Origin of the sequence: Polystyrenella longa (assembly GCF_007750395.1) — a bacterium.
In the GTDB taxonomy this organism is placed as follows: Bacteria; Planctomycetota; Planctomycetia; order Planctomycetales; family Planctomycetaceae; genus Polystyrenella; species Polystyrenella longa.
In genome coordinates, this window is sequence record NZ_CP036281.1 from 911,766 (window position 1) to 931,723 (window position 19,958).

The 19,958-nt window shown below is 51.4% G+C and carries 20 protein-coding genes; 10 read left to right on the forward strand and 10 right to left on the reverse strand.

The window, feature by feature from the left end; genetic code table 11:
- Nucleotides 1-169: 169 nt before the first annotated feature.
- The 3 genes from Pla110_RS03440 to trkA form a co-directional block, all read right to left on the reverse strand.
- The gene (locus Pla110_RS03440) at nt 170-487 is read right to left on the reverse strand and encodes a hypothetical protein (protein WP_144993275.1); all 318 of its coding nucleotides are present in this window, start codon (nt 485-487) and stop codon (nt 170-172) included.
- Between the two features lie 472 nt (nt 488-959).
- Complete coding sequence (locus tag Pla110_RS03445) at nt 960-1,433, reverse strand: hypothetical protein (RefSeq protein WP_144993278.1); 474 nt, start codon at nt 1,431-1,433, stop codon at nt 960-962.
- A gap of 283 nt (nt 1,434-1,716) precedes the next feature.
- Nucleotides 1,717-3,048 carry a Trk system potassium transporter TrkA gene (gene trkA, locus Pla110_RS03450; protein WP_144993281.1) on the reverse strand — a complete coding sequence of 444 codons (1,332 nt, stop codon included), beginning with the start codon at nt 3,046-3,048 and terminating at the stop codon, nt 1,717-1,719.
- 266 nt (nt 3,049-3,314) lie between these two features.
- On the opposite strand from trkA, the gene Pla110_RS03455 reads away from it, so the two are divergent.
- Nucleotides 3,315-4,622: a DUF1015 domain-containing protein gene (locus tag Pla110_RS03455; protein ID WP_144993284.1), complete on the forward strand. Its 1,308-nt coding sequence runs from the start codon at nt 3,315-3,317 to the stop codon at nt 4,620-4,622.
- Between the two features lie 308 nt (nt 4,623-4,930).
- Nucleotides 4,931-5,359: a response regulator transcription factor gene (locus Pla110_RS03460; protein ID WP_144993287.1), complete on the forward strand. Its 429-nt coding sequence runs from the start codon at nt 4,931-4,933 to the stop codon at nt 5,357-5,359.
- Nucleotides 5,360-5,467: 108 nt separating this feature from the next.
- Here the strand turns inward: Pla110_RS03460 and Pla110_RS03465 are convergent, their stop codons facing one another.
- Complete coding sequence (locus Pla110_RS03465; RefSeq protein WP_144993289.1) at nt 5,468-5,749, reverse strand: hypothetical protein; 282 nt, start codon at nt 5,747-5,749, stop codon at nt 5,468-5,470.
- A 279-nt stretch (nt 5,750-6,028) separates the two neighbouring features.
- On the opposite strand from Pla110_RS03465, the gene bshB1 reads away from it, so the two are divergent.
- Nucleotides 6,029-6,748 carry a bacillithiol biosynthesis deacetylase BshB1 gene (gene bshB1 / locus Pla110_RS03470; protein WP_231742902.1) on the forward strand — a complete coding sequence of 240 codons (720 nt, stop codon included), beginning with the start codon at nt 6,029-6,031 and terminating at the stop codon, nt 6,746-6,748.
- 95 nt (nt 6,749-6,843) lie between these two features.
- Here bshB1 and Pla110_RS03475 read toward each other — a convergent pair whose 3' ends face one another.
- A complete protein-coding gene (locus Pla110_RS03475) occupies nt 6,844-7,119 on the reverse strand; it encodes a hypothetical protein (protein WP_144993292.1) in 276 nt (91 codons plus the stop codon).
- Between the two features lie 571 nt (nt 7,120-7,690).
- Here Pla110_RS03475 and Pla110_RS03480 point away from each other — a divergent pair.
- On the forward strand, nt 7,691-7,933 hold the full coding sequence (locus Pla110_RS03480; protein ID WP_144993295.1) for a hypothetical protein: 243 nt from the start codon (nt 7,691-7,693) through the stop codon (nt 7,931-7,933).
- 126 nt (nt 7,934-8,059) lie between these two features.
- On the opposite strand, the gene Pla110_RS03485 is transcribed toward Pla110_RS03480, so the two are convergent.
- Together Pla110_RS03485 and Pla110_RS03490 are read right to left on the reverse strand one after the other, a co-directional pair.
- Entirely contained in the window at nt 8,060-9,142 is a 1,083-nt protein-coding gene (locus Pla110_RS03485) for an alanine/ornithine racemase family PLP-dependent enzyme (RefSeq protein ID WP_144993298.1), read from the reverse strand.
- Nucleotides 9,139-10,338 (reverse strand): DUF1611 domain-containing protein, encoded by a 1,200-nt coding sequence (locus Pla110_RS03490; protein WP_144993301.1) that lies wholly within the window; start codon nt 10,336-10,338, stop codon nt 9,139-9,141. The genes Pla110_RS03485 and Pla110_RS03490 overlap by 4 nt, the downstream gene beginning before the upstream one ends.
- Nucleotides 10,339-10,648: 310 nt before the next feature.
- Between Pla110_RS03490 and Pla110_RS03495 the strand changes: the two genes are divergently transcribed.
- Together Pla110_RS03495 and Pla110_RS03500 are read left to right on the forward strand one after the other, a co-directional pair.
- Complete coding sequence (locus Pla110_RS03495) at nt 10,649-10,867, forward strand: hypothetical protein (protein ID WP_144993304.1); 219 nt, start codon at nt 10,649-10,651, stop codon at nt 10,865-10,867.
- A gap of 301 nt (nt 10,868-11,168) precedes the next feature.
- The gene (locus Pla110_RS03500) at nt 11,169-11,615 is read left to right on the forward strand and encodes a hypothetical protein (protein ID WP_144993307.1); all 447 of its coding nucleotides are present in this window, start codon (nt 11,169-11,171) and stop codon (nt 11,613-11,615) included.
- Nucleotides 11,616-11,779: 164 nt separating this feature from the next.
- Here the strand turns inward: Pla110_RS03500 and serA are convergent, their stop codons facing one another.
- Entirely contained in the window at nt 11,780-13,411 is a 1,632-nt protein-coding gene (gene serA, locus Pla110_RS03505) for a phosphoglycerate dehydrogenase (protein WP_197440479.1), read from the reverse strand.
- Nucleotides 13,412-13,713: 302 nt separating this feature from the next.
- On the reverse strand, nt 13,714-14,397 hold the full coding sequence (locus Pla110_RS03510; RefSeq protein ID WP_144993313.1) for a zinc metallopeptidase: 684 nt from the start codon (nt 14,395-14,397) through the stop codon (nt 13,714-13,716).
- A 334-nt stretch (nt 14,398-14,731) separates the two neighbouring features.
- Here Pla110_RS03510 and Pla110_RS03515 point away from each other — a divergent pair, with 334 nt between their 5' ends.
- Both Pla110_RS03515 and Pla110_RS03520 read left to right on the forward strand, forming a co-directional pair.
- Nucleotides 14,732-15,661 carry a fumarylacetoacetate hydrolase family protein gene (locus tag Pla110_RS03515; protein ID WP_144993316.1) on the forward strand — a complete coding sequence of 310 codons (930 nt, stop codon included), beginning with the start codon at nt 14,732-14,734 and terminating at the stop codon, nt 15,659-15,661.
- Between the two features lie 271 nt (nt 15,662-15,932).
- Nucleotides 15,933-16,328, forward strand: a complete 396-nt coding sequence (locus Pla110_RS03520) for a hypothetical protein (protein ID WP_144993319.1) — start codon at nt 15,933-15,935, stop codon at nt 16,326-16,328.
- 115 nt (nt 16,329-16,443) lie between these two features.
- On the opposite strand, the gene Pla110_RS03525 is transcribed toward Pla110_RS03520, so the two are convergent.
- Nucleotides 16,444-17,211 carry a magnesium transporter CorA family protein gene (locus Pla110_RS03525; RefSeq protein ID WP_144993322.1) on the reverse strand — a complete coding sequence of 256 codons (768 nt, stop codon included), beginning with the start codon at nt 17,209-17,211 and terminating at the stop codon, nt 16,444-16,446.
- A gap of 337 nt (nt 17,212-17,548) precedes the next feature.
- On the opposite strand from Pla110_RS03525, the gene rpiA reads away from it, so the two are divergent.
- Together rpiA and Pla110_RS03535 are read left to right on the forward strand one after the other, a co-directional pair.
- Nucleotides 17,549-18,238 (forward strand): ribose-5-phosphate isomerase RpiA, encoded by a 690-nt coding sequence (rpiA, locus tag Pla110_RS03530; RefSeq protein ID WP_144993324.1) that lies wholly within the window; start codon nt 17,549-17,551, stop codon nt 18,236-18,238.
- Between the two features lie 324 nt (nt 18,239-18,562).
- Nucleotides 18,563-19,072, forward strand: a complete 510-nt coding sequence (locus Pla110_RS03535) for a DUF3592 domain-containing protein (protein WP_144993327.1) — start codon at nt 18,563-18,565, stop codon at nt 19,070-19,072.
- Nucleotides 19,073-19,958 lie beyond the last annotated feature (886 nt).

The following is a 19,958-nucleotide window of genomic DNA, read 5'->3' on the forward strand; positions in this document are numbered from 1 at the left end:
AGTAAGGGGCAATCTCAGATTGCTTTGATCTTTTCCATTTGAAGTTGTAATTACTAACTCAATCTGGATTGAGGCCCGATTCCACCTTGTTCAAGCCGTTGTATAGGACCTCAACCACAGACTGAAGTTTGTACCTGCTACTAACAATCAAATTGTACGGTTTGTTCGATTAATCGTAGATGCCGAATGAAAATCCCGGACCTGAATAATAGAACCCGTTTTGACCACCGTAGTATCCTCTGTTTCCCCAGCCGCGGTTGTACCCACGGTTATAGTTGTTGTAGTACGGTGAATATCGGTAACCTCCGCCACGGTAGTACGTTCCATGGCGTCGGCCATTATTCCAGCCTCTGTTATAATTGTACTGGCCGTGATGTCGGTTGCTTCGATAGCGGTCGCCCGCTTCCGCTTTGTTAGATTGGATGGCTTCACCACCCACAAAGAACATACTGGCAACAAGTGCTGAACATAGCATTAAGCGTTTCATGACTTTCTCCTTATTTGAGTATTCGGTTAATCCCGAATGATTTTTTCGTCTCACTGCTGAGAGGTTGTATTCGCATCTCGCGCGCCAATGTCCGCAGAGGAAACCGAAGATTCGTCATAAACCTATCTATGTAAGTGTTTTAATAATTTGTAGAAAATTCAATCGGACCACCGGACACCTGCAATGGATAGTGTCGAGCCCCCATTCTGGTCGATTTTCCCGCGAAATCTGGTTGCTGATCGATCATTTCGCGAGTGTAAGCATCACACACTTGTACTGCCTGAAAACCTGTTATGCACTTCAGGGCATGAGCACATAGAGGGTTTCTGCAGTTGAGTTCCATATTCCGTCACCATTCAAATATTGAAAACATGCAAACACAGAAAAACCCTCGACTGGAAATCCAGGTCGAGGGTTTTTTAGGGAAATCTCGCGAAGCTCTTAAGAGCCGGAGTTCATTCTCAAGTTCGTCTTACTTGTAGATTCCGAAAGAGAATCCAGGAGTGTTGACGGTAACGCCTTTTCCGTAACCACCGTATCCTCCGCCGTATCCATATCCACCGTAGTAAGGTTTGTTGTATCCACCGTGGAAGTGTCCACCGTGAGAATTGTGTCCGTGAAACTTTTTACCGTGGAACTTGTGTCCATTGAAGTGGTGGTTGTTGAACTTGTGGTTGCTGTGATGGTTGTTATGAAACTTATGTCCGCCGCCGAAGTGCTTGTTGCTACCGAAATGTTTGTTTCCGCCGTTGTGGCGATTGTTGCTGCCGAAGCTTTTGTTGCCACCGTTGCGACGGCTGTTGTTGCTGAAGTTTCGGTTACCACCCCCGTTGGAGTTTCTTTTGAACCCACTACCCCCATTTTTGCGCCCCGCTTCCGCGGTATCCACGTTAGCGACACAGAACAAACCAGTAATAACAGCAGCGATAAGGAAGAAGCGTTTCATGATTAATTTCTCCGTGAAATTGAAGGTTTCGACTTCGTATTGAAGTCAGTTGTGTTGTTTGATGGTATTAGTAAAAGCACCCGGCGCGCCATCAAACGAACTACAGGAGAAATATGTATTTAACCTCCTTTGCAACAATGACTTATAAATTATACAATTTTAAAAACAGCGATTGGTAACCCGCCTAAAGCGCCCATATAAAGATAACACAATGAAATAGTGTTGTCAATATGATGTCGTTTTGGGTTGTGCAAATGAGAAAAGCAGAGCGAGAGGGTCCGACTTAGCGGAAAAATGCTAGGGTTTCGTCTCTGTTTTCTTTCTGGGTTAATACCACGGCAATATCGCCTGCCTGAAGCTGGTCGCGGGCACCGGGAACTTTGACATACCCTTCTCGTTCGATTGCCACGACGAGCCCACTGGGGAGTGAGATTTCGCTCAGCGGTTTCAGTGTGATCGGCACGCCTTTCTGCACTTCGAGTTCGCAGACCACAGCCTCTCCACCGCAAATATCGGATTGACCGATGAGAGGGCCTGTTTCGACGAGGCCGAGAATCTGTCGAGCCATCACCTCGCGGGGACTGACGGCGAAATCGATTCCGACTTTACCCAATACGTTCACGTAGTCCGATCGACGAACGACGGACATGATCTTCTGGCATCCCAGTTCTCGTGCTTCGACACCGCAGATGATGTTGTCCTCGTCGCGGCCTGTAGCAGCAATGAAAATATCCGTTTTACCCACCCGCGCTTCTTCGAGTTCTGCGCGACGGGCGATATCGGCCTGCAGGACGGTGACGGATTCCAACTTATCGGCCAGATAGACGCAGCGTTCGGGATTGGCTTCGAGCAGCGTCACTTGAAAGCGACCGCGAGTCAGCAAGCGTGCCAGGCTGTAGCCAATCTCTCCACCCCCGGCGATGGTCACATTCAATTTAGGGGGAGAACGATGTTCAAACAGTTTTTTAATCTCTTCCAGACGGTCTGTCTCACCAATCAAAGTGACATGCTCGCCCGCATGGATGACGTCATTTGCTCCCGGGATGTAAGCACTTTCCGCATTGGAGATCAAACCAACGCGAACCCCTTGCGGAAGATTGAGTTCCTTCAACGGAACTCCAACTGCCTTTGAATGCGGTTCCACAGCCAGTTCCTGAACTTCCACACTACCCCGGACAAAGTTTTCGACCGCGAACAGACGTTGCATGCGAATCGACCGGGCCAGTTCAAGCGCTGTGAGGTGCTCCAGGCTGAGGATCTGGTCGATCTGAAAATGCCGTCGGTAATCGAAGGTGCTGTTGTCCAGGAAATTATGATCGAACACACGGGCGATGCTACGTGTCGCTCCCATTGACTTGGCGATGCTGCACCCGACCAGATTCACTTCGTCCGTGCTCGACAAACCGAGGCAAAGATCGGCACTTGAAATGCCTGCCTGGAAGAGGGCGACGGCATCGCAGGCAGATCCGTTGACCGTTCGCACATCTAGCTGTTCTTCCACTCTGTTCAGCGCGTCCCGAGAAGAATCGACCAGACAGACATTGTGCTGGGTAGCACAGAGGACTTCAGCAATGGAAGTACCGACGGTACCGGCCCCAAGAATCACGATATTCATAAATTAGGTTCAGTCTTAAGGTTCAAACCGGAATGAACGAGCGCGTTCAATTAGATTGATGCAGGTTCCCTGCAGGTGTTCGCGCAGCGGTCGCCATTGTATGATACCTACCGCAGAAGTGGTAACCCTCTCGTGGTCTGACATTGGTCGATAGAAGATCTTCTACCGGCTGGCAGGATGACAGGTCATCCGGCGGATAGACGGAATTCGAGTTTTGTAATCAGATCGAAAAACAGGCAATACAGAATCACAGGTAAGACATAATTATGGTGAAAATCTCTCCCCTTTGTGGATGGCGATACGAACTCGGGCAAGTGGGAGACCTCTCGGATGTCACGGCGCCCCCTTACGATGTGATTAACACACAAGGCCAGACCGAACTGTACGAAAAACATCCCTGCAATGTCGTACGTCTGATTTTGAACCGGGAAGAAGTCGGCGACAGTTCTGTCGAGGATCGGTATGTACGAGCCGCCCAATTCCTGAAAAACTGGCAGCGGGAAGGCGTCCTGGTACAGGATCAGGAAAATTGCTTTTATGTCTACCATCAGGAATTCGACTGGGAAGGAACTCATTACATTCGCAAAGGGTTTCTGGGCCGCTGTGGATTGGAAGAATTCGGTGAGGGAGCCGTCTTCCCACACGAACAAACTCTGCCGGGTCCCAAGAAAGATCGGCTCGCTTTGACACAACATTGCCGAACCAATCTCTCCCCCATTTTCGGTCTGTTCCCGGACAGGGAAGAGACCGCTCAGCAGATTCTGGAAGATGCAGTGCAGGGGGCGCCGCCATTCGTGGCGACGGATGAACAAGGGGTTATTCACCGGTTCTGGCCCGTTTCAGATCATGCGGCCATCTCGGCCGTGCAACAATTGCTTCATGAAAAGCCGATTTTCATTGCTGACGGCCATCACCGTTATGAGACCGCTCTGAACTATCGGGAATGGCTCAAACAAGAAGGCAAACTCAATTCCGAAAATCATCCTGCCAACAATGTCTTGATGATGTTCGTGGGAATGTCGGACCCAGGTCTGGCGATTCTCCCCACCCATCGTCTTGTCAGCGGTCTGCCCGGTCTAACTCAACCTGAACTGATCAGTCTACTGGAAAAGAACTTCCGCCTGACGCCGCAAGGGGTCGGAGAAGAGGGTGCCCGAGAGACTTGGGAGAGTATGGAGATGTCGGGCGAACAGGGTGTCCTTGGTTTCGGAACTGCAGCCGATGGTCAGTGGCTCCTGGCCGAACTGACCGACGGGTCCCCGATGGAGGAGCTGGCCGCAGAACAAAGTCCCGCCTGGCGGGAGCTGGGGGTCAGTCTGCTGCACAAGCTGGTGCTGGGGCATTTACTTGCGGTAAAAACAGAAGGGGAGGAAGCTTCGTGGAAGTATGTTCATTTAATGTCGGAAGTGAACGAGGCCTTGTCGGGTAAATCATGCGATTTAGCGGTGCTGGTTCCCCCTGCCGGGATCGATCATGTTCGCGAAATCGCCTCCAATCGGGAAAAAATGCCTCCCAAAAGCACGTTTTTCTATCCGAAACTGCTTTCCGGGCTCGTTTTTAATCCTCTCTCCTGAAAACCAGCTGACTTGCTACGTACCCTTTAAAGGGGGGCAGTCTCTTTATTGCACTCTCTTTTTTTCAGAGGGGTGATTGCGGGCAGGCGGATTGATCCGATACCATAAAGGGAAGCAGCCATCGATCCTGCCGGGCCCCATTTGTTTATTATTATTCATCCTGACGACCGAAAATACGGCGCCCAAATCGAATCGAACCATTGCAGGTCTACTGGACGCGACCTAGGATTCCTCCAGCAGCGACCTTCCTCCCACCTGAAGACGATTCACCCCTCCCGTTTCGCCGGTCTTACTTATTGAGAGATAAGATGTCGATACCACAAACAATTCTGATCATCGATGATGATCGCGAGATCTCCTCAACCCTCAGTAACGTACTGGGAGCCGCTGGCTATAATGTGTTGACCGCTTCCAATGGCCTGGAAGGCCGCAAGCAAATCGACACTCAGAGCCCCGACCTCGTTATCACAGACATGATGATGCCTCGCATGGGTGGGTTCCCGATTCTTGAACACCTGAAATCGCTCGAAACTCCCCCCAAGGTCATCATGATCACCGCCAACGAAGGGGGACGGCACAAAGCCTATGCCGAAATGCTCGGCGCCATGGACTACCTGCGAAAACCATTCGCGATGGAAGTTCTGCTGGAGTCGGTCGAGAATAGTATCGGAAAACCAGGCGAAGCAGCTGCTTCTGGTGGCACTAGTAAACTCCGTCGCTCTGCCAAGAAGTCCTGAATCCCGTTCAGATCAACCAGATCACCCGAACAAATAAAAAGCCACTCGCTGCATAGTGAGAGGCTTTTTTTGTTTTATATTGTTTTCGAATTCGCAATCGGGAGTCTCTTACTCGATTCCCAGATTCGATTCGATTGAGCGCGCTTTTTCCGACATCAAATACTTACGCAAGACTCGATCGTTGTCCCGCTCTTTGGGCATTCCCGCTCGGCCCTGGTCTCCTACAAAAGACCAGTCTTCATCCGGATCTTCGGTGTTATCATGATAGTCGTTGGGTTTGATTCGGAATTGCCGCTTGGTTTCGGAGATCGCCGTTTCGGTCTCTTCTTCCAACATTGCACACCCACCTGAGAGGGCCACCAGCAGACAGCAGATCATGAACTTCCGCATAGAATGATTCCTGGATTAACGAAGCGGTCTGGGTATCGGGACCTCCAGTTGGTCCCGGCCAACTTGTAAAGCGGCCACCGCGACGTAGAATGAGGTTACTGCCCACCCCTGAATCTAGACGCACACATAGCCAGCAGAAGATGCAATATCTCCGCAGGTAATGCCGAGTCTGGATCCTCCGGGAGGAACATCGCTCAGATTGTAGATGGAACGGATTGAAGAGAGAGTGGGCGAACTATTACAGAATCGCAAAAACAAGTCCAGAGGAATATCAGCACCGTGGCCGACCCCATTTCTCCCCCCGAACTCGACCTATTAGTCGTCTCTCCGCACCCGGATGACGCCGAAATCAGCGTGGGTGGTACCATTCTCAAGTCAAAACAGGCGGGGTTGAAAGTCGGTGTACTGGAACTGACCAACGGAGAACCCACGCCGCACGGTTCGCCTGAAATTCGCGCCAAAGAGACGGCAGCAGCGACTCAGGTACTTGGCCTGGACTGGAGAGGCAATCTGAGGCTTCCGAATCGGTCGCTTCAGAATACGTTAGAGGCCCGGGCTGCACTCGCAGGGGTGTTCCGGCTCAGTCGACCGAAGGTCATACTGGCTCCCTACTGGGAGGACGTGCATCCCGACCATGTCGCCGCCTCGCAGCTCGTGGACGATGCCCGCTTCTGGGCGAAGTTGTCAAAAACCGACATGCCCGGCGAACGATACTGGCCACCGACGATGTACTATTACTGGAGCATCCACCTGCGAAACCACCCGAAGCCTTCCTTCGTTCTCGATATCAGTAACACGCTCGAACAGAAAATAGACGCGATTCGCTGCTATGAATCGCAAATGCTCGTCGGGCGCCCGACCGAGTTCCCAACCGTGCTCGACGACATTCGAGACCGCAATCGGTACTGGGGCTGGGCCATTCACACAGCATACGGAGAACCCTTCGCCTCGCGCGAAGAAATTGGTTTACCGCTGTTACCAACGTTATCTACAGATTAAAACTTGATCAAGCAGTCTGGTTGCCGCCATACGCAATAAAAAACCTCAACAGGTCAAGGTCGAGGTTTCATTGTTTTGATGGAGCCGTCTGCCGTTTATTCTGCGACTTCCAGCTCTTCTGCTTCAAAGCAGGCCATCAGATGGAACAGCTTTTTCTCTTCGCACTGAGCGATATATTCTTCATCGAACTGGGCGACAGTATTGTCATCCCACTGCAGTACGTACCGCGGGCTCGATTTCTTTCCGATATGTTCCATAATCTCGCCCGTCCATCCACCGCAGTCGGTGTCTGGAAATTCGGGCAGAGGAGTGCCGTCCTTGACTCGCACTTTGGTCCCGGCAGTCAGCTTAGTTAAGGTTTTCCCGGCCATGTCTTCCTTCCCTATTGGATTTTCTGGGGGATATTCCTGAGTGAGTCGTAACCTCGAATCAACACACCATCATCATTGATCAATAAACATCCACGAACAACGGGTATCCGCGACGCAACGAGGATGAACCTGTTCCGGCGACCTGTAGAAGTCCCACAAGTGGCGTGTCTATGAAGGGGTATTTCTTGAGAAGGTCGCATTTTAGACAGAACCCGCTCAGCAGTGGAATGCCATTTTGGCCAAAAAGCATATACAAAATTCCACATTTCGGTAAATTCACCTGGATTTCAAATTACGGATTCGCATCAGGTCGCCCACAGCGATAAAATAGAGAAGGTGAAGACGTCCCCACGTCTTCCTCATTCTCTCGGTCGGCGAAATCACGGTAGGCCCCGTCGTGATCGAGGAAGTCGGGCCTGAATTGGTTAGAAGTATTGGTAATTATTATACAAGCGGCGACTCCGTTTGTTTCAGCTTTATCCGCTCGCACGAACGGCGTTCCCCCTGCCTGATGTCGGCTTTCCTGTGTCCTTTGGTAGATGAGGGGCCAGGTTTCCTGAAGGGATCGATCATGTTTACTTACCCGGTTCGGCTCAAAAACTATCAGAACGACTGGCACATCACCGTCGATGGTCACCGCAACGCCGTGCGACTTCGTGACACGCTCCGCCAGCGAGGAGTCACCACGTCTCGACTCCAGGAACTCGACGGCACCTCCAACTATTCCTTCCGCATTGCCCGCTCGACACAGATGAACCAATTCCGCATCCAGCAACTGCTCCGCGCCAACCAGCAAGTCAGATTGATGGGATGACAGCTCCCAACGTCCCCAGTGAATTTCCCCCAGTGAATTTCCCCCAGTGAATTTCCCCCAGTGAATTTCTCCCAGTGAATTTCTCCCGGCAGTGCGGTTGGCTCTCAGCTTATTTCAGTGATTGATCTATGCGACAGGTTCGGGGATGGGACCGCCCTGATGCTTCATGACTCTGGCGATAAAGGGTGAAGTCATGGCTCGAGCCAACGCACTGTAGTTGAGCTGAAATGTGATCTCGCTTCCAACAGGAAGATTGGACTCGACGATGAGGTGATCGCTGCTCGCACCGAGGATATCGATTCCAGCAGGGGGCTGCAGGCCATGCGGGTCGGTGTCCTGATGTCCGATCGCCAGGATCGCCTGGGGGATGCGGCCGCGATCCAGGAAAGTCAATTTCTCGCCAAACGCATTTTGTGCGATCTCGCCCCATGGCTGCGACGGCTTGACCTTGGACTCGATTACTTCGGCCACCAGCGTGATCGCGTCAGCGTGCAGCCCATCGATTGCTTGGCGATGGAGGGGTTCTCGACCAAGCAGAATAGATTCGCCCAGTCGTAGGTCGTTGATCCGACCCGTGCCTGCACCACTCAGGGCCCAGTTCAGATTGGCGGAGCTGCCTCCGGATACGATTTCGAGCGTCAGGTTGAATGTCGTCTCAATCAAATTCGCGAGTGCGGAAAGTTCAGACATGTTCGTACCGTCGGGAGACACACCGTTACGACAAGCAAGATTGGCCCCGATTCCTTTAAGCACGATGTTCGGAATGCGAATCACCTCGCGTACGACGTCCAGCATGTCTTCTGGCATAATTCCTTCACGGAGATCGCCCAGTTCGACCATGAGCACGATCCCGTGTACTTGATTCGCTTCCCCCGCGGCGGCGGAGAGCTTGCGGATTACTTCGAGTTCCGTGTTAAAGCTCACATCGGCGTACTTAACGATCTCTTCCACCTGGCTAAGCATCGGAGACCGCGTGAGAATCATTGAAGCAGGAACGAGGTGGTGTCGCATGTTCTGAATGTTCTCAATTCGCGAGTCGCCAATCGCACTCACGCCTGCCCGGATCAAGGCCTCTGCAATTTCAGGACAACCGAGCGACGCCTTGGTCATTCCCGTGACAGAAATGCCCCGATCCCCCAGTAACTCTACGAGTATGCGCGTGTTGTCGTAGACCTTCGAAAGGTCGATCTCTAATCGGGGAGCATTCATCTGACACCAGCTGTCAGATTCTCCTCAAGCTTCGGGAACGCGTCGGTGATCATTTCCACCAGACGTTCAGGCGGACCGGTCAGGGCATCCGTCGTAGGGATATTCAGTTCGTATTCATATAAAGTGATGGCCAGATCGACGTCGACCTCAGTCATATTTTCATGATTGATCGTGAGGCCGATGACCTTCGTGTCGCTGAATGTCTCAATGAGCTTAATCTCAGTCGCGGGAGTCGGCATCTTCATGTTTTCGAAGTCGCAACGATTGATCCGTCCCGGTGCGTGTTGCAGCACAACACCATCGGGGCAGCTACCTCGAAGAATGAATGAGGAAGTCGAATAGGCCGGGTGGCTCAGGGCGCCTTGCCCTTCGATGATGATGACGTCGGGGTCTTCCATTTCAAACGCTTCGACGACGGCGGCTTCCATCTCTCCCGAACAGAACTGCGACGGGATGGCATCCAGAGCGACGCCGTGGCGCGCTCCCTGCATCAAACCGGTCTGTCCTGTGCCAACCAACACGGCTTTGATCCCATGATCGTTAAGAGCCTGAGTTAAAATGGTGGCAGTGGTCCGTTTGCCAATCGCACAATCAGTTCCCAGTACGGCAATACGCGGACAGGTGACCTCGGCGATGCGACCACTGAATAATCGCAGGTCTTTTTTAGCGCGAGGTTTGCGGATGTCGAGTATCGTCACATTCTTGGCTTCGCTCGCTGTGGCGAATACGGGATCGTCATTCAAGAATTCATGAAGACCGTTTACGATATTCATGCCACGATCCATGGCTTCCAGAACGAGGCCGCGCTCGTGCGACGACAACATACCGCTTGCTGGAGCTATTCCGAAGATGTAATAGTCGGTCACACTTCCAGCATGTGTCAGAGCGTCGGCAAGATTGCGACAGATGGGAATGCCATTCGGTTTCCCACCAAGAACCTCGCCGGAATCGAGACCTGCCTTCTCACTATCGATGACCGAGAGGATTTTGTACTTCTCAGAGCGACGGACAAGTCCGTTGGCCGTTTTGCCATCAATGGCACCGAAGTTTCCTTCGCAATAGATGACGGCGGTTGCGACCTTATTCAGTTCATCGCTTAAGGGTGACTGAGCAGGCGTTGCCGCAGAGCTTTTGGCGAGACCGCTTTGAGGGATACCATTAGAATTAGGCGCATTGGGGGTTGGGGATAGGGACATAGTCGCTCCTTGAGTGAACTCAGAGGAGGCGACGGGATCGTTCCGGCCGAATTTGACCATAGTTCAACGAGTAGTCCCCACTAAGATGGGTTGTAAACATAAGTATATCAGAAGGCGTCCCTAATAGATAGGTAGCAGTTTTAGGCCTTTATCCAAGAGGTTTGTGAACAGTTTGATCTGACAAGCAGGGCCGAGTGTTTTCTTTGAAACAGGACGCTGCGAATATGACGCGAATAATGTAGCATGGGAGCCAGGTTGTGATTATGCTACCTCATCAATGAGAGCCACAGTGCTGAAAAGGAGTTTTTGTGTGAAGAGCAGTTTAACTCGTTCGAAGAAAACTGTATTTGCCATCTTGTTTGGTTTTTCTCTACTGGTCATTGGGGCATTCATGTTTGCCTGGAATAGTACCAAGGGGGACTTTGTCATTCGTCAACCGGGGAGTTATTCGGCAGCCGAATCCGACTGGCTGAAAACAATTTCCATTACGGAGAGCAATGGCCATCTCCTGATGAAAATCGAGGAGTAAATAGAAGTACTGGTCACAGGAAACGTAAACGTAGGTGGAAAACCTTTACTTCAAATACACAAGTTTTCCTTCTACGAATACCAAGTGTGGTGGAATCCTTTTGCTGCGGCTCAAGTGATTGAAATAGCACCTCGAAAGGAAGAAAAGACATTCTCTCCGTTGGGAGAGTGGAGAGTGAATGTTGATGAAAGTTCAGAAACAGTCACGTTAACGACAAATGAAAAGATCTGGATCTACGACTCAAGTAAAACTCCCGCTCAAAAATTGGAACATCCTAACCAATGATCGATTGCGCCCGTAAATGAAAAACTCGCAAACAAATCCCAATGCTAAAAGTAAGTTGCTGGTTGGAGTGGCTATCCTCCTTTTCCCCTTCTGCGTTCTCCTGTTCTTTTTCGGAAAAGCCTGGTTGACAGCTCCACTTCCGAAAAACATGGTCTTTACGACACAAGGGACGCACTACACACCGGGCTCCAATTGGTTACTTTGGGTGCGAGTAGAAGAGGCTGGCGATGATCTTGTCATGACGGTCGCCCGCGGGCAGAATCGGCCGTGGTGGCATTTGACTGGCGAATGGGAAGACGGGATGAGTTCAGGCCTCTCCCGCGTTACTAAAACCACCGGATGGATTCTTCGAGTCAACGAAGGTAAGCGTACTGTTTCGTTGGAGACAGCTGATGAAATACTCTGGTTCGCTCATTCGGACAAGGAGACGATCAGTTGGACTCAAAGCAAGAATGGCCATTAGCGTTTTCTACCTTTCTCTAAAGGGTGACAACTCTCAAAGCGGGTCTTTCTCGATGCATTCCAAACGCCAAGCTTTTACCGCCATACACAAAAAAAGCCTGGTTCCGTAATACGAAACCAGGCTCATTTTTAGTCTTGCGGGTGAACTCTAACTCAACCCGATATTCAGTTGCCCAACCAAGGCAGTGGGGCGCCGGCGGGGGGCAGGCGGAGAAGTTCGACGCCTTGGACGTGTTCGTGGCCGGCGATCTCCTGAATGACTTCGTCAGAAGGGGCACTGTCGAGGTTCAGGACAGCGACCGAGTCTCCGCCCGGTTCTTTCTTCGCACGACCAAGAGCCATGTTGGCGATGTTCACGTTGTGCTTGCCACAGATCGTTCCGATGTAACCAATCAGGCCGGGGACATCGAGGTGACGGTAAACAAGCAGGTTGCCATCGAGGTAAGATTCCATCTGGAATTCACCCAGGCGGACCAGGCGGAGGAACTCGTTACCGAAGATCGTACCGGCGGCGGTGACGTCGCCCGAATCCGTTTCCAATGTCGCACTAATTAACGTACTGAAGGACTTGCTGTCTTCCGAGGAAGAATCTTCGAACTGAATGCCACGTTCACGGGCCGTCATCTCGGCGTTGACGATATTCACTTTCTCGGCGAGCGCCGACTCCAGCATTCCCGCTGAAAAGGCGGACGTCATCAGCTTGATGTTTTTGGAAGCCGCTTCGCCTCTGAAATCGAGCTTCGCTTTTTTGATGCCCCCTTTGCGGTTCATCTGGGCGACGGTCAAACCAAGTCGATACGCGAGGTCGAGGTACAGCTTCATGCTTTCCATCTCGGCACCGGAGATCGGAGCCATGTTGATGGCGTGGCGGATTTCGTTTTTGGTCAGGTAGGTGGCGATCAGGTCTGCCGCTTCCACCGCGACCAGTTCCTGAGCTTCATCGGTTGAGGCACCCAGATGCGGCGTCGTCAGAACCTGAGGAAGTTCGACTAGACGCCTGTTTTCGGGGGGCTCTTTGGTGAAGACGTCGAGGGCAGCACCGGCGACATGTCCCGACTCGATGGCATCGGCGAGATCGTTTTCATTCACAATGCCACCACGGGCGCAGTTAATGATGCGGACTCCCTTTTTCGCTTTGGCAAGACGAGCGGCATCCAGCATGTCGCGAGTTTCGTCAGTCAGCGGCGTGTGGACGGTCAGGTAATCGGCCTGCTTCACCACATCGTCGACTTCACGGTAAAGTCCGATTCCGAGTTCCGCCGCTTTTTCAGTGGAAAGAAACGGGTCGAAACCGACGACTTTCATCTCCAGTCCCTGGGCACGGGCGGCGACAGCGAGCCCAATTCGGCCTAGACCGATAACGCCAATCGTTTTGCCCGCCAACTGGGTACCGGTGTATTTTTTGCGATCCCATTTGCCTTCCTTCATTCCGGCGGCGGCGGGAGCAATGTTACGAGAAAGGGCCATCATCATGGCGACAGCATGTTCGGCAGTACTGATCGTGTTTCCAGCCGGGGTGTTCATCACCACGATTCCCTCGCGGGTAGCGGCTGGCAGGTCGATGTTATCCACGCCCACGCCCGCACGGACGATCACTTTAAGCCGGGGCTGTCCTTCAAGAAGTTCAGGAGTCAGCTTGGTGGCGGATCGAATGATGATTCCGTCAGCCTCTTTCAGCGCTTCTCGAACTTCTTCGGGGCTCAGTCCGGAACGCACATCGACTTCAATTCCTTCGGTGTTGTTCAGGATTTCCAGGCCAGCCGGCGAGAGATTGTCGGTGATCAAAACACGGTACATGATGGTTCTCTTGGAATGACAGAGGGAATTGGTACTGAAGTTACTTCAACAGGGCCTTTCGGATTACACCCGAACAAATCACGTCGAAGCGGGAGTGCGGATTGGTTCAGCTCTTTTTCCGCCAAAAAAGCTAGTCTATTGAGCCTGCCAGCGGCGCCAAGGGCTGCACTCCACGGCTGCTGGAGATTCTCACGAATAGCAATCTGGCCTGCCTGATGGGAACAAAATCGCTACAAAAAAAGCTGGATTCGCCTTGAACAACGCGAACCCAGCAATTGTCAAACAATCTTTCAAGCAGATCGTCAGTTTCGGTTACCACCAAAGATCCGGAAAGCGTAGTAGGCAAACGTCAATACAGACTGCAACGTACCTGCGACGTATGTCCAGCCAGCTGCATTGAGGACGTTCCGAACAGCCACCGCTCCTTCGCCATCTACAATTTGTAGCTCCGTCAGCACCGCCTTCGCACGATTACTGGCGTCAAACTCCACAGGCAGGTTGACCAACTGGAAGAATACGAGCCCGCCAAAGCAGATCAGCCCCAGCACCATCAGCCCGAAGCTCTGCATCAGCATTCCGACGATAAACAGAATCATAAAGGCCGTCGGGCCATACTGGGCCGCGGGGACCGCGATATTCCGGACGACGAGCGGGGCGTAGTTTTTTGCATCCTGTAAGGCGTGGCCTGCTTCATGGGCAGCAATACCGACAGCCGCAGCCGAGTTCCCTTGATAAACTTCCCGGCTCAGACGCAGGACTTTTGATCGGGGGTCGTAGTGGTCGCTCAGCGTTCCCTCGGTTTCTTCAATGCCGACCGACTGCAATCCTTCCCGGTCCAAAATATATCGCGCAGCCGCTGCACCGGTCAGGCGCGCGGGAACTTTCATCCCTTTAGCGTAAGCGCTTTTTACCCGCATTTGTGCCCAGAGCATCAATAGAAATGCCGGTATGAGGAACACAAAATACAGGGGATCGAAAAACATCATCTTAGTACCCTTTCGATTTATCAAATCATCTCGACATTGCCATCTAACGGGCGCTGTCGTTTGTTCTTCTGTTAATCATTACGTTGTCATACCAATATACGAGGGCAAATCGTGTTCCTGGACTCCGATTTGAACAAAAATCGGGGCGACCCTTAACGGTGACCGGGAATCGCAAATAATGGTTCACATTAGTCTTACGTGTCAGGATGGAACGAAAACCTGTTTGGGAAAACGTCTATCCGTCAATTGCGAATTGCCCGCAAACCCGCCAAACTGGCAGGGTCAGATATTCTCCATTTTCGTTGGTCTCCAGGGTTAGTAAAGGACGTGCCCCATGCGTTTATGCCGTTTTCTTCAGGGTAGTTCGCCTGCCGTCGGTTTTTATTCGGAACAACAAGTCATTCCGTTGGCAGCAGTCGCCCAGGCCGCTGGTGTCGAGATTCCTGACACTGATTCTCTGATTCCATTTCTGCCAGGCGGATCTCATGCCGAAACTGCCGTTTCTCTCTACAAGAAGGCGAATGAAGGAAGTGCGTCCGAGTCGGCCATAAAAACCGGCGACGCGACCTTGCTGGTTCCCGTCCCTCGTCCCGAAAAGCTACTGCTGCTGGCAGGCAACTATGCCAAGCACATCGAAGAAGGGGGAGGAAAAGCGGAAGAGCGAGCGAATACGATCCCCTATGTCTTCAGTAAACCACCCACAACAACGCTCACTAATCCGGGAGACCCCGTCACAATCCCCGCCATCTCGCCCGATCATATTGACTGGGAATGTGAACTGGCGATTGTGATTGGCAAACGATGTAAAGGAGTCTCTGAAGCCGAGGCCCCGAATTACATCGCGGGATTTACAGTGGTGAACGACATCTCCAACAGAAAGTTCCGCCCCAATCCGGAGCGAGTCACCCGGGAGAAGGACAAGTTCTTCGACTGGTTGCATGGCAAATGGCACGACACATTCTGTCCAATGGGGCCTTGTATCGTTTCGAGCGAAAGTATTGCCGATCCTCAGCAGTTGAAACTGGAATTGCGGGTGAACGGCAATGTCGAACAAAGCTCTTCGACGTCGGAGATGGTCTTTCCTGTCGCCGCAGTCGTTGAGTTCGTCTCCTCATTCGTGACTCTGGAACCGGGAGACATTATCTCCACTGGTACACCGGCTGGCGTCGGCATGGCTAAGAACAAATACCTGAAGCCGGGAGACGTCACCGAGGCCGAAATCGAGGGCATCGGCATCTTGCGGAATACATTCGTGGCAGAGTGATGTTCTATTCCTCCCGGAAAATTGACCCAAAGCGCCCTCTTTTAGATAACAATAATCCGAGTTGTTATCATATTGAGGGCGTTTTCTTGTGGGTGCCATACAGGCAATAAGAAATATTGAGTATTATAAGTCCTTGTTTCACAGTGATTTAGCGATTGTTTTCTTGTGTGGCACGATTGATGGCGCGCTAAGTGCTTTTATCTATACCATCAAACAACACAACTGACTTCAAAACGAAGTTAAAACAATCAATTTCACGGAGAAATAAATCATGAAACGCTTCTTCCTTATCGCTGCTGTCGTCGCTGGTCTGTTCTGTGTCTCTAACGTTGATACTGCTGAAGCAGGTCGCAAAAACGGTGGAAGTAACTTCCAGAAGAACTCACACGGTGGGGGACACAAAAACTTCTCTAACAACAATCGCCACCACGGCAGCAACAAGCACTTCAGTAGTAACAAACACTTTGGCGGCAACAAACACCACAACAACCACAATCATCACAATAACCACTTCAATAGCCACAACTCCCACAACGGACACTTCCACGGTGGCTACAACAAACCTTACTACAACGGTGGTGGATACGGTTACGGTGGCGGGTACGGTGGTTACGGCAAAGGTGTCACGATCAACACTCCGGGATTCTCTTTCGGAATCTACAAGTAACCAACAACTGATTCGTGCAGCATGATGGGCACTCCGTGAGACCTCGGCCTGATGATCAGGTCGAGGTTTCTTTACGTTTGGAACAAGGCCTGTCCAGAGAGCTTATCCAGAGGTCCTATTGCTTACGGGTTACGTAAGCTTTCAGGATAAAGCCTGTGGCAAGCCCTACGGCAATAGTTGTCAGGAAGGGAATCGGCCCGTCGACTTGTTCGTAACCATGTTCCAGGTTGACGCCAAAGATTGCGGACAAGGTGGCAATCGGAAAGAAGAACGCGACCAGTACGTTCAGGCGATGAGAAGAGAGCGCCATCTGTTGATTATGTTTGGCCTGATTTTCATGTTGTCGGGCAATCGCGTAATCCAGGCCGTTGCGAGCATCGTGGTAGAGCAAGTCGGCTCGTCGCTCAAGGGCATAAGCCCGGTCGCGATAGTCGATTAATTCGCGATCTTCTTTGAGTAATTGCCGCGCCTGCTGCAACGTCGTGTGCAAATTTCGCGTTGCCCGGAGCAGGGGGGCCAGGTCGCCCATCGTTTTGAAGTAGTCATCAGAGGAGTCCGCCTGATTGTATTCCGTTTCCAACTCGTTGATCCGGCTTTCGTAGTTGTCCAGATGGCCTGTGATCGATTTGACCTTTTTGCCCTGGGAGTGAACTCGCCACTGGCCGGCTTCGTCCTGCCAGAAAAAACGCCCATTTCGGTGGTCATCATCTTGCGACGGTGGTTCATGCAATACGATCAGGAGATGACCGTCAATCATCATCGCCCGCTGTCGACCCACCCGCTCTCCCAGGCGGTCGCGGAAAACCTGAGGAACATTCCACTCCGCCGGCAGCAGAGACTCGTATTCGTTAATCGGTTCAGACTTATTGTTTGATGTGTTCATTTTATCTGGATAACGCTCTGGCTAAGAAAGGGATCTCGACGAATCAGGTTAGTTCTCTCATTATCTTAAATATAGAAGGCGCACGCGAGAATCAATTCTCCGGTCTGTTCTGAGTTTTGAATCAACGCTGGAATCACCGATTGTTCCGGGCAGGAGCCCCTGATCGGGTATCGATTGGGAAGCAATACCGATTCGATATCGGTATAATCCCCAGGCCGAGGGCAAACCAGAGGTTGCAAAGAAATCAGAAGAGTCAGCGATGTAGATCGTAGATTCCCGGGGCGGCCAATTACGGAACCGCTTGAAAATAGATATCGATCTGAATTGAGGTAGGCGAATGTTCGATGTGAAAAACGAGAAACAGCTGGCTGCGGAAGCGGCTGTGGGTCTCGTGAAAGAGGGGATGATTATCGGACTGGGTAGCGGATCAACGGCCGCTTTTGCTATTGAAGCGATTGGGAAGTTAGTCGCCGGCGGAATGCAACTCTCGGGGATACCGACATCGGTCGCCTCAGAGGTCTTAGCCAAAGAAGCGGGGATCCCGCTGACAACCCTGGAAGAGAACCCGGTAGTCGATCTGACCATTGACGGTGCGGACAGATTCGATGATCGCTTGAATCTGATCAAAGGGGGCGGAGGGGCCATGCTCCGCGAGAAGATTGTCGCCTCCTGTTCCAAACGGCTGGTGATCATTACGGATGCCGGTAAATACGCGAACCCGCTCTCAGGATTTCCAGTACCCGTCGAAGTGGTCCCTTTCTCGCATCACCCCATCGCTCTCCAGTTTGAAGAACAAGGACTTCGCCCCGTCATCCGCCAGCGAGAGGGAGCCCCCTTTGTCACTGACGAGGGGAACTACATTCTCGACCTGCAAATCGATCAGATCGACAACCCCCAGGAACTCGAAAGAAAACTTGATCTCCCCGGCGTCGTTGGCCACGGTTTATTCACCGGCATGGCAGATGAGTTGTTCATGGGTGACGGAAACAGCGTCCAGCATTTCACCAGAGACCCCTCCTCGACCTAAGCCCCTTTGACCTGGCGCCACTTGCAAACCTAAACCAACTAAAGGAAATCTCCCTCAAAGTCAGGGATGGCCCAGACAATCTCAAAGAGTTGTCTGGGGGCCGCAGGCACACTATAGCCCCGAATCCTAACTAGCAGGAAATGTCATTAAGCAATCGACAACTGGAACTGTTTAGTGTAGTTTTGAGGTTCCCCATTAATAGTGGGCGTTGGCTTGAGGTTACACTGCCTGCTCAATTCTTTCGGGGCTCCGGCAAACCCTCTTTATCTGGGAGTATGATTTCTCCAGTCGTACGTAGATCATTCAAAGAGAAGTGGCTTCCTTATGTCCGAAGAAGCAAAACAAATGATGGCAGACGCCCGAAATCGTTTTCTGGTGATGTACCTCGGCCTCTTTTTGCTGGTTGGAGGGACAGGCGGCTATCTCATCTTCGGTTCGTATATTCGGAGTTGGAGTTACGAGCCAGTGCCTGGTGTCATTACCAAGTCCTCACTGGAATCCTGCGGGATGGATGGCTTCGCCGAGGAGATTCGGTTCTCCTATCAAGTGGATGGTAAAGAGTATTACCAAGGTCGCCTTCGAGAAGACTTTGGAAAGTTCTGTGATAAAAAACAAGCGATTCAGGAACTTCTTGACGAATACCCCGTCGGATCAAATGTGGAAGCATGGTATGACCCGGATCAACCTTCGCACGCAGTCATTGATCGGTCAATGGGTCAAATCCAATGGGTCATGGGCTGCGTATTGATCGGCTTTTCTGTCATCCTGCTAATTGCCTGGCTGATGCAGTATTCTAATCTGAAACGACAGGCGGTGTCACAGGACACAACATGAAAACCAAGTAATAACGGGCTTCGGCGTTATAGGTATGAAATTCCCATGAACCTTATTGCGATCTGGTTCATAAGTTGGTTTTTCGCCAGGCGATCCTGCCTTCGGCTTCTCGGAGTAATCAGCAGGAGAAGCTGATCAGTATTTCTGTAGTTTTGAAACTACCTCTATGGTTATGACTACTATGAAATCAATAGTAAAGTTAGGAGACTTGAAAGCGGTTCTCCCGATTCCAGTCATGGTAACTTCTGTGTTGTCCCTGGCGACTCTTTGATTACATTTTACAGGTGAAGAGGCAACAACGACTTGGCTGGATTTATTACCGTTGATAATAAGTGTTTTCACCGTAACATTTATTGTATATTTCGCAGTTATTGCTCTTAGGATACGCGACCATATCCGAGAACGTGATAGCCAACACAAAGTGAAGAAAGACAAATTGTCTTAAAACGACTATGTTGCTCTTGCTAAAGTTAAACGAACAGGTGCACGGAGACCCATTGGGATAATAGAACGCCGTTCGTGGATACGCTCATTCGCCTCGAGGAACTGCTTCGGTCGCAATGTGACGAAGAAGAAAAGTGACGATCGAAATAAGATTGCTCTATCGCTCGTTAAAGACATACGTCGTTTTTTTTCACAATCTTGATGACTATACTAAAAGTAGAAGTCCAACTAAGCGTAGATTGATGGAAGAGCGTATGTTGCTGGAACGAAAACGAAGGGCTATCAAAGAGGTATAACCAAGTGATGAACGCGGAGTAGCCGACAGCGCGTTTTCAAATAGAAGATCAACCGCGGCCACCCGGTTATCTCGGTCTTTAACTCTCCGGAGAATCAACGATGTTTGGACTGTTCAAGAAGAAATTACCTGCCAAGCCCAACGGAA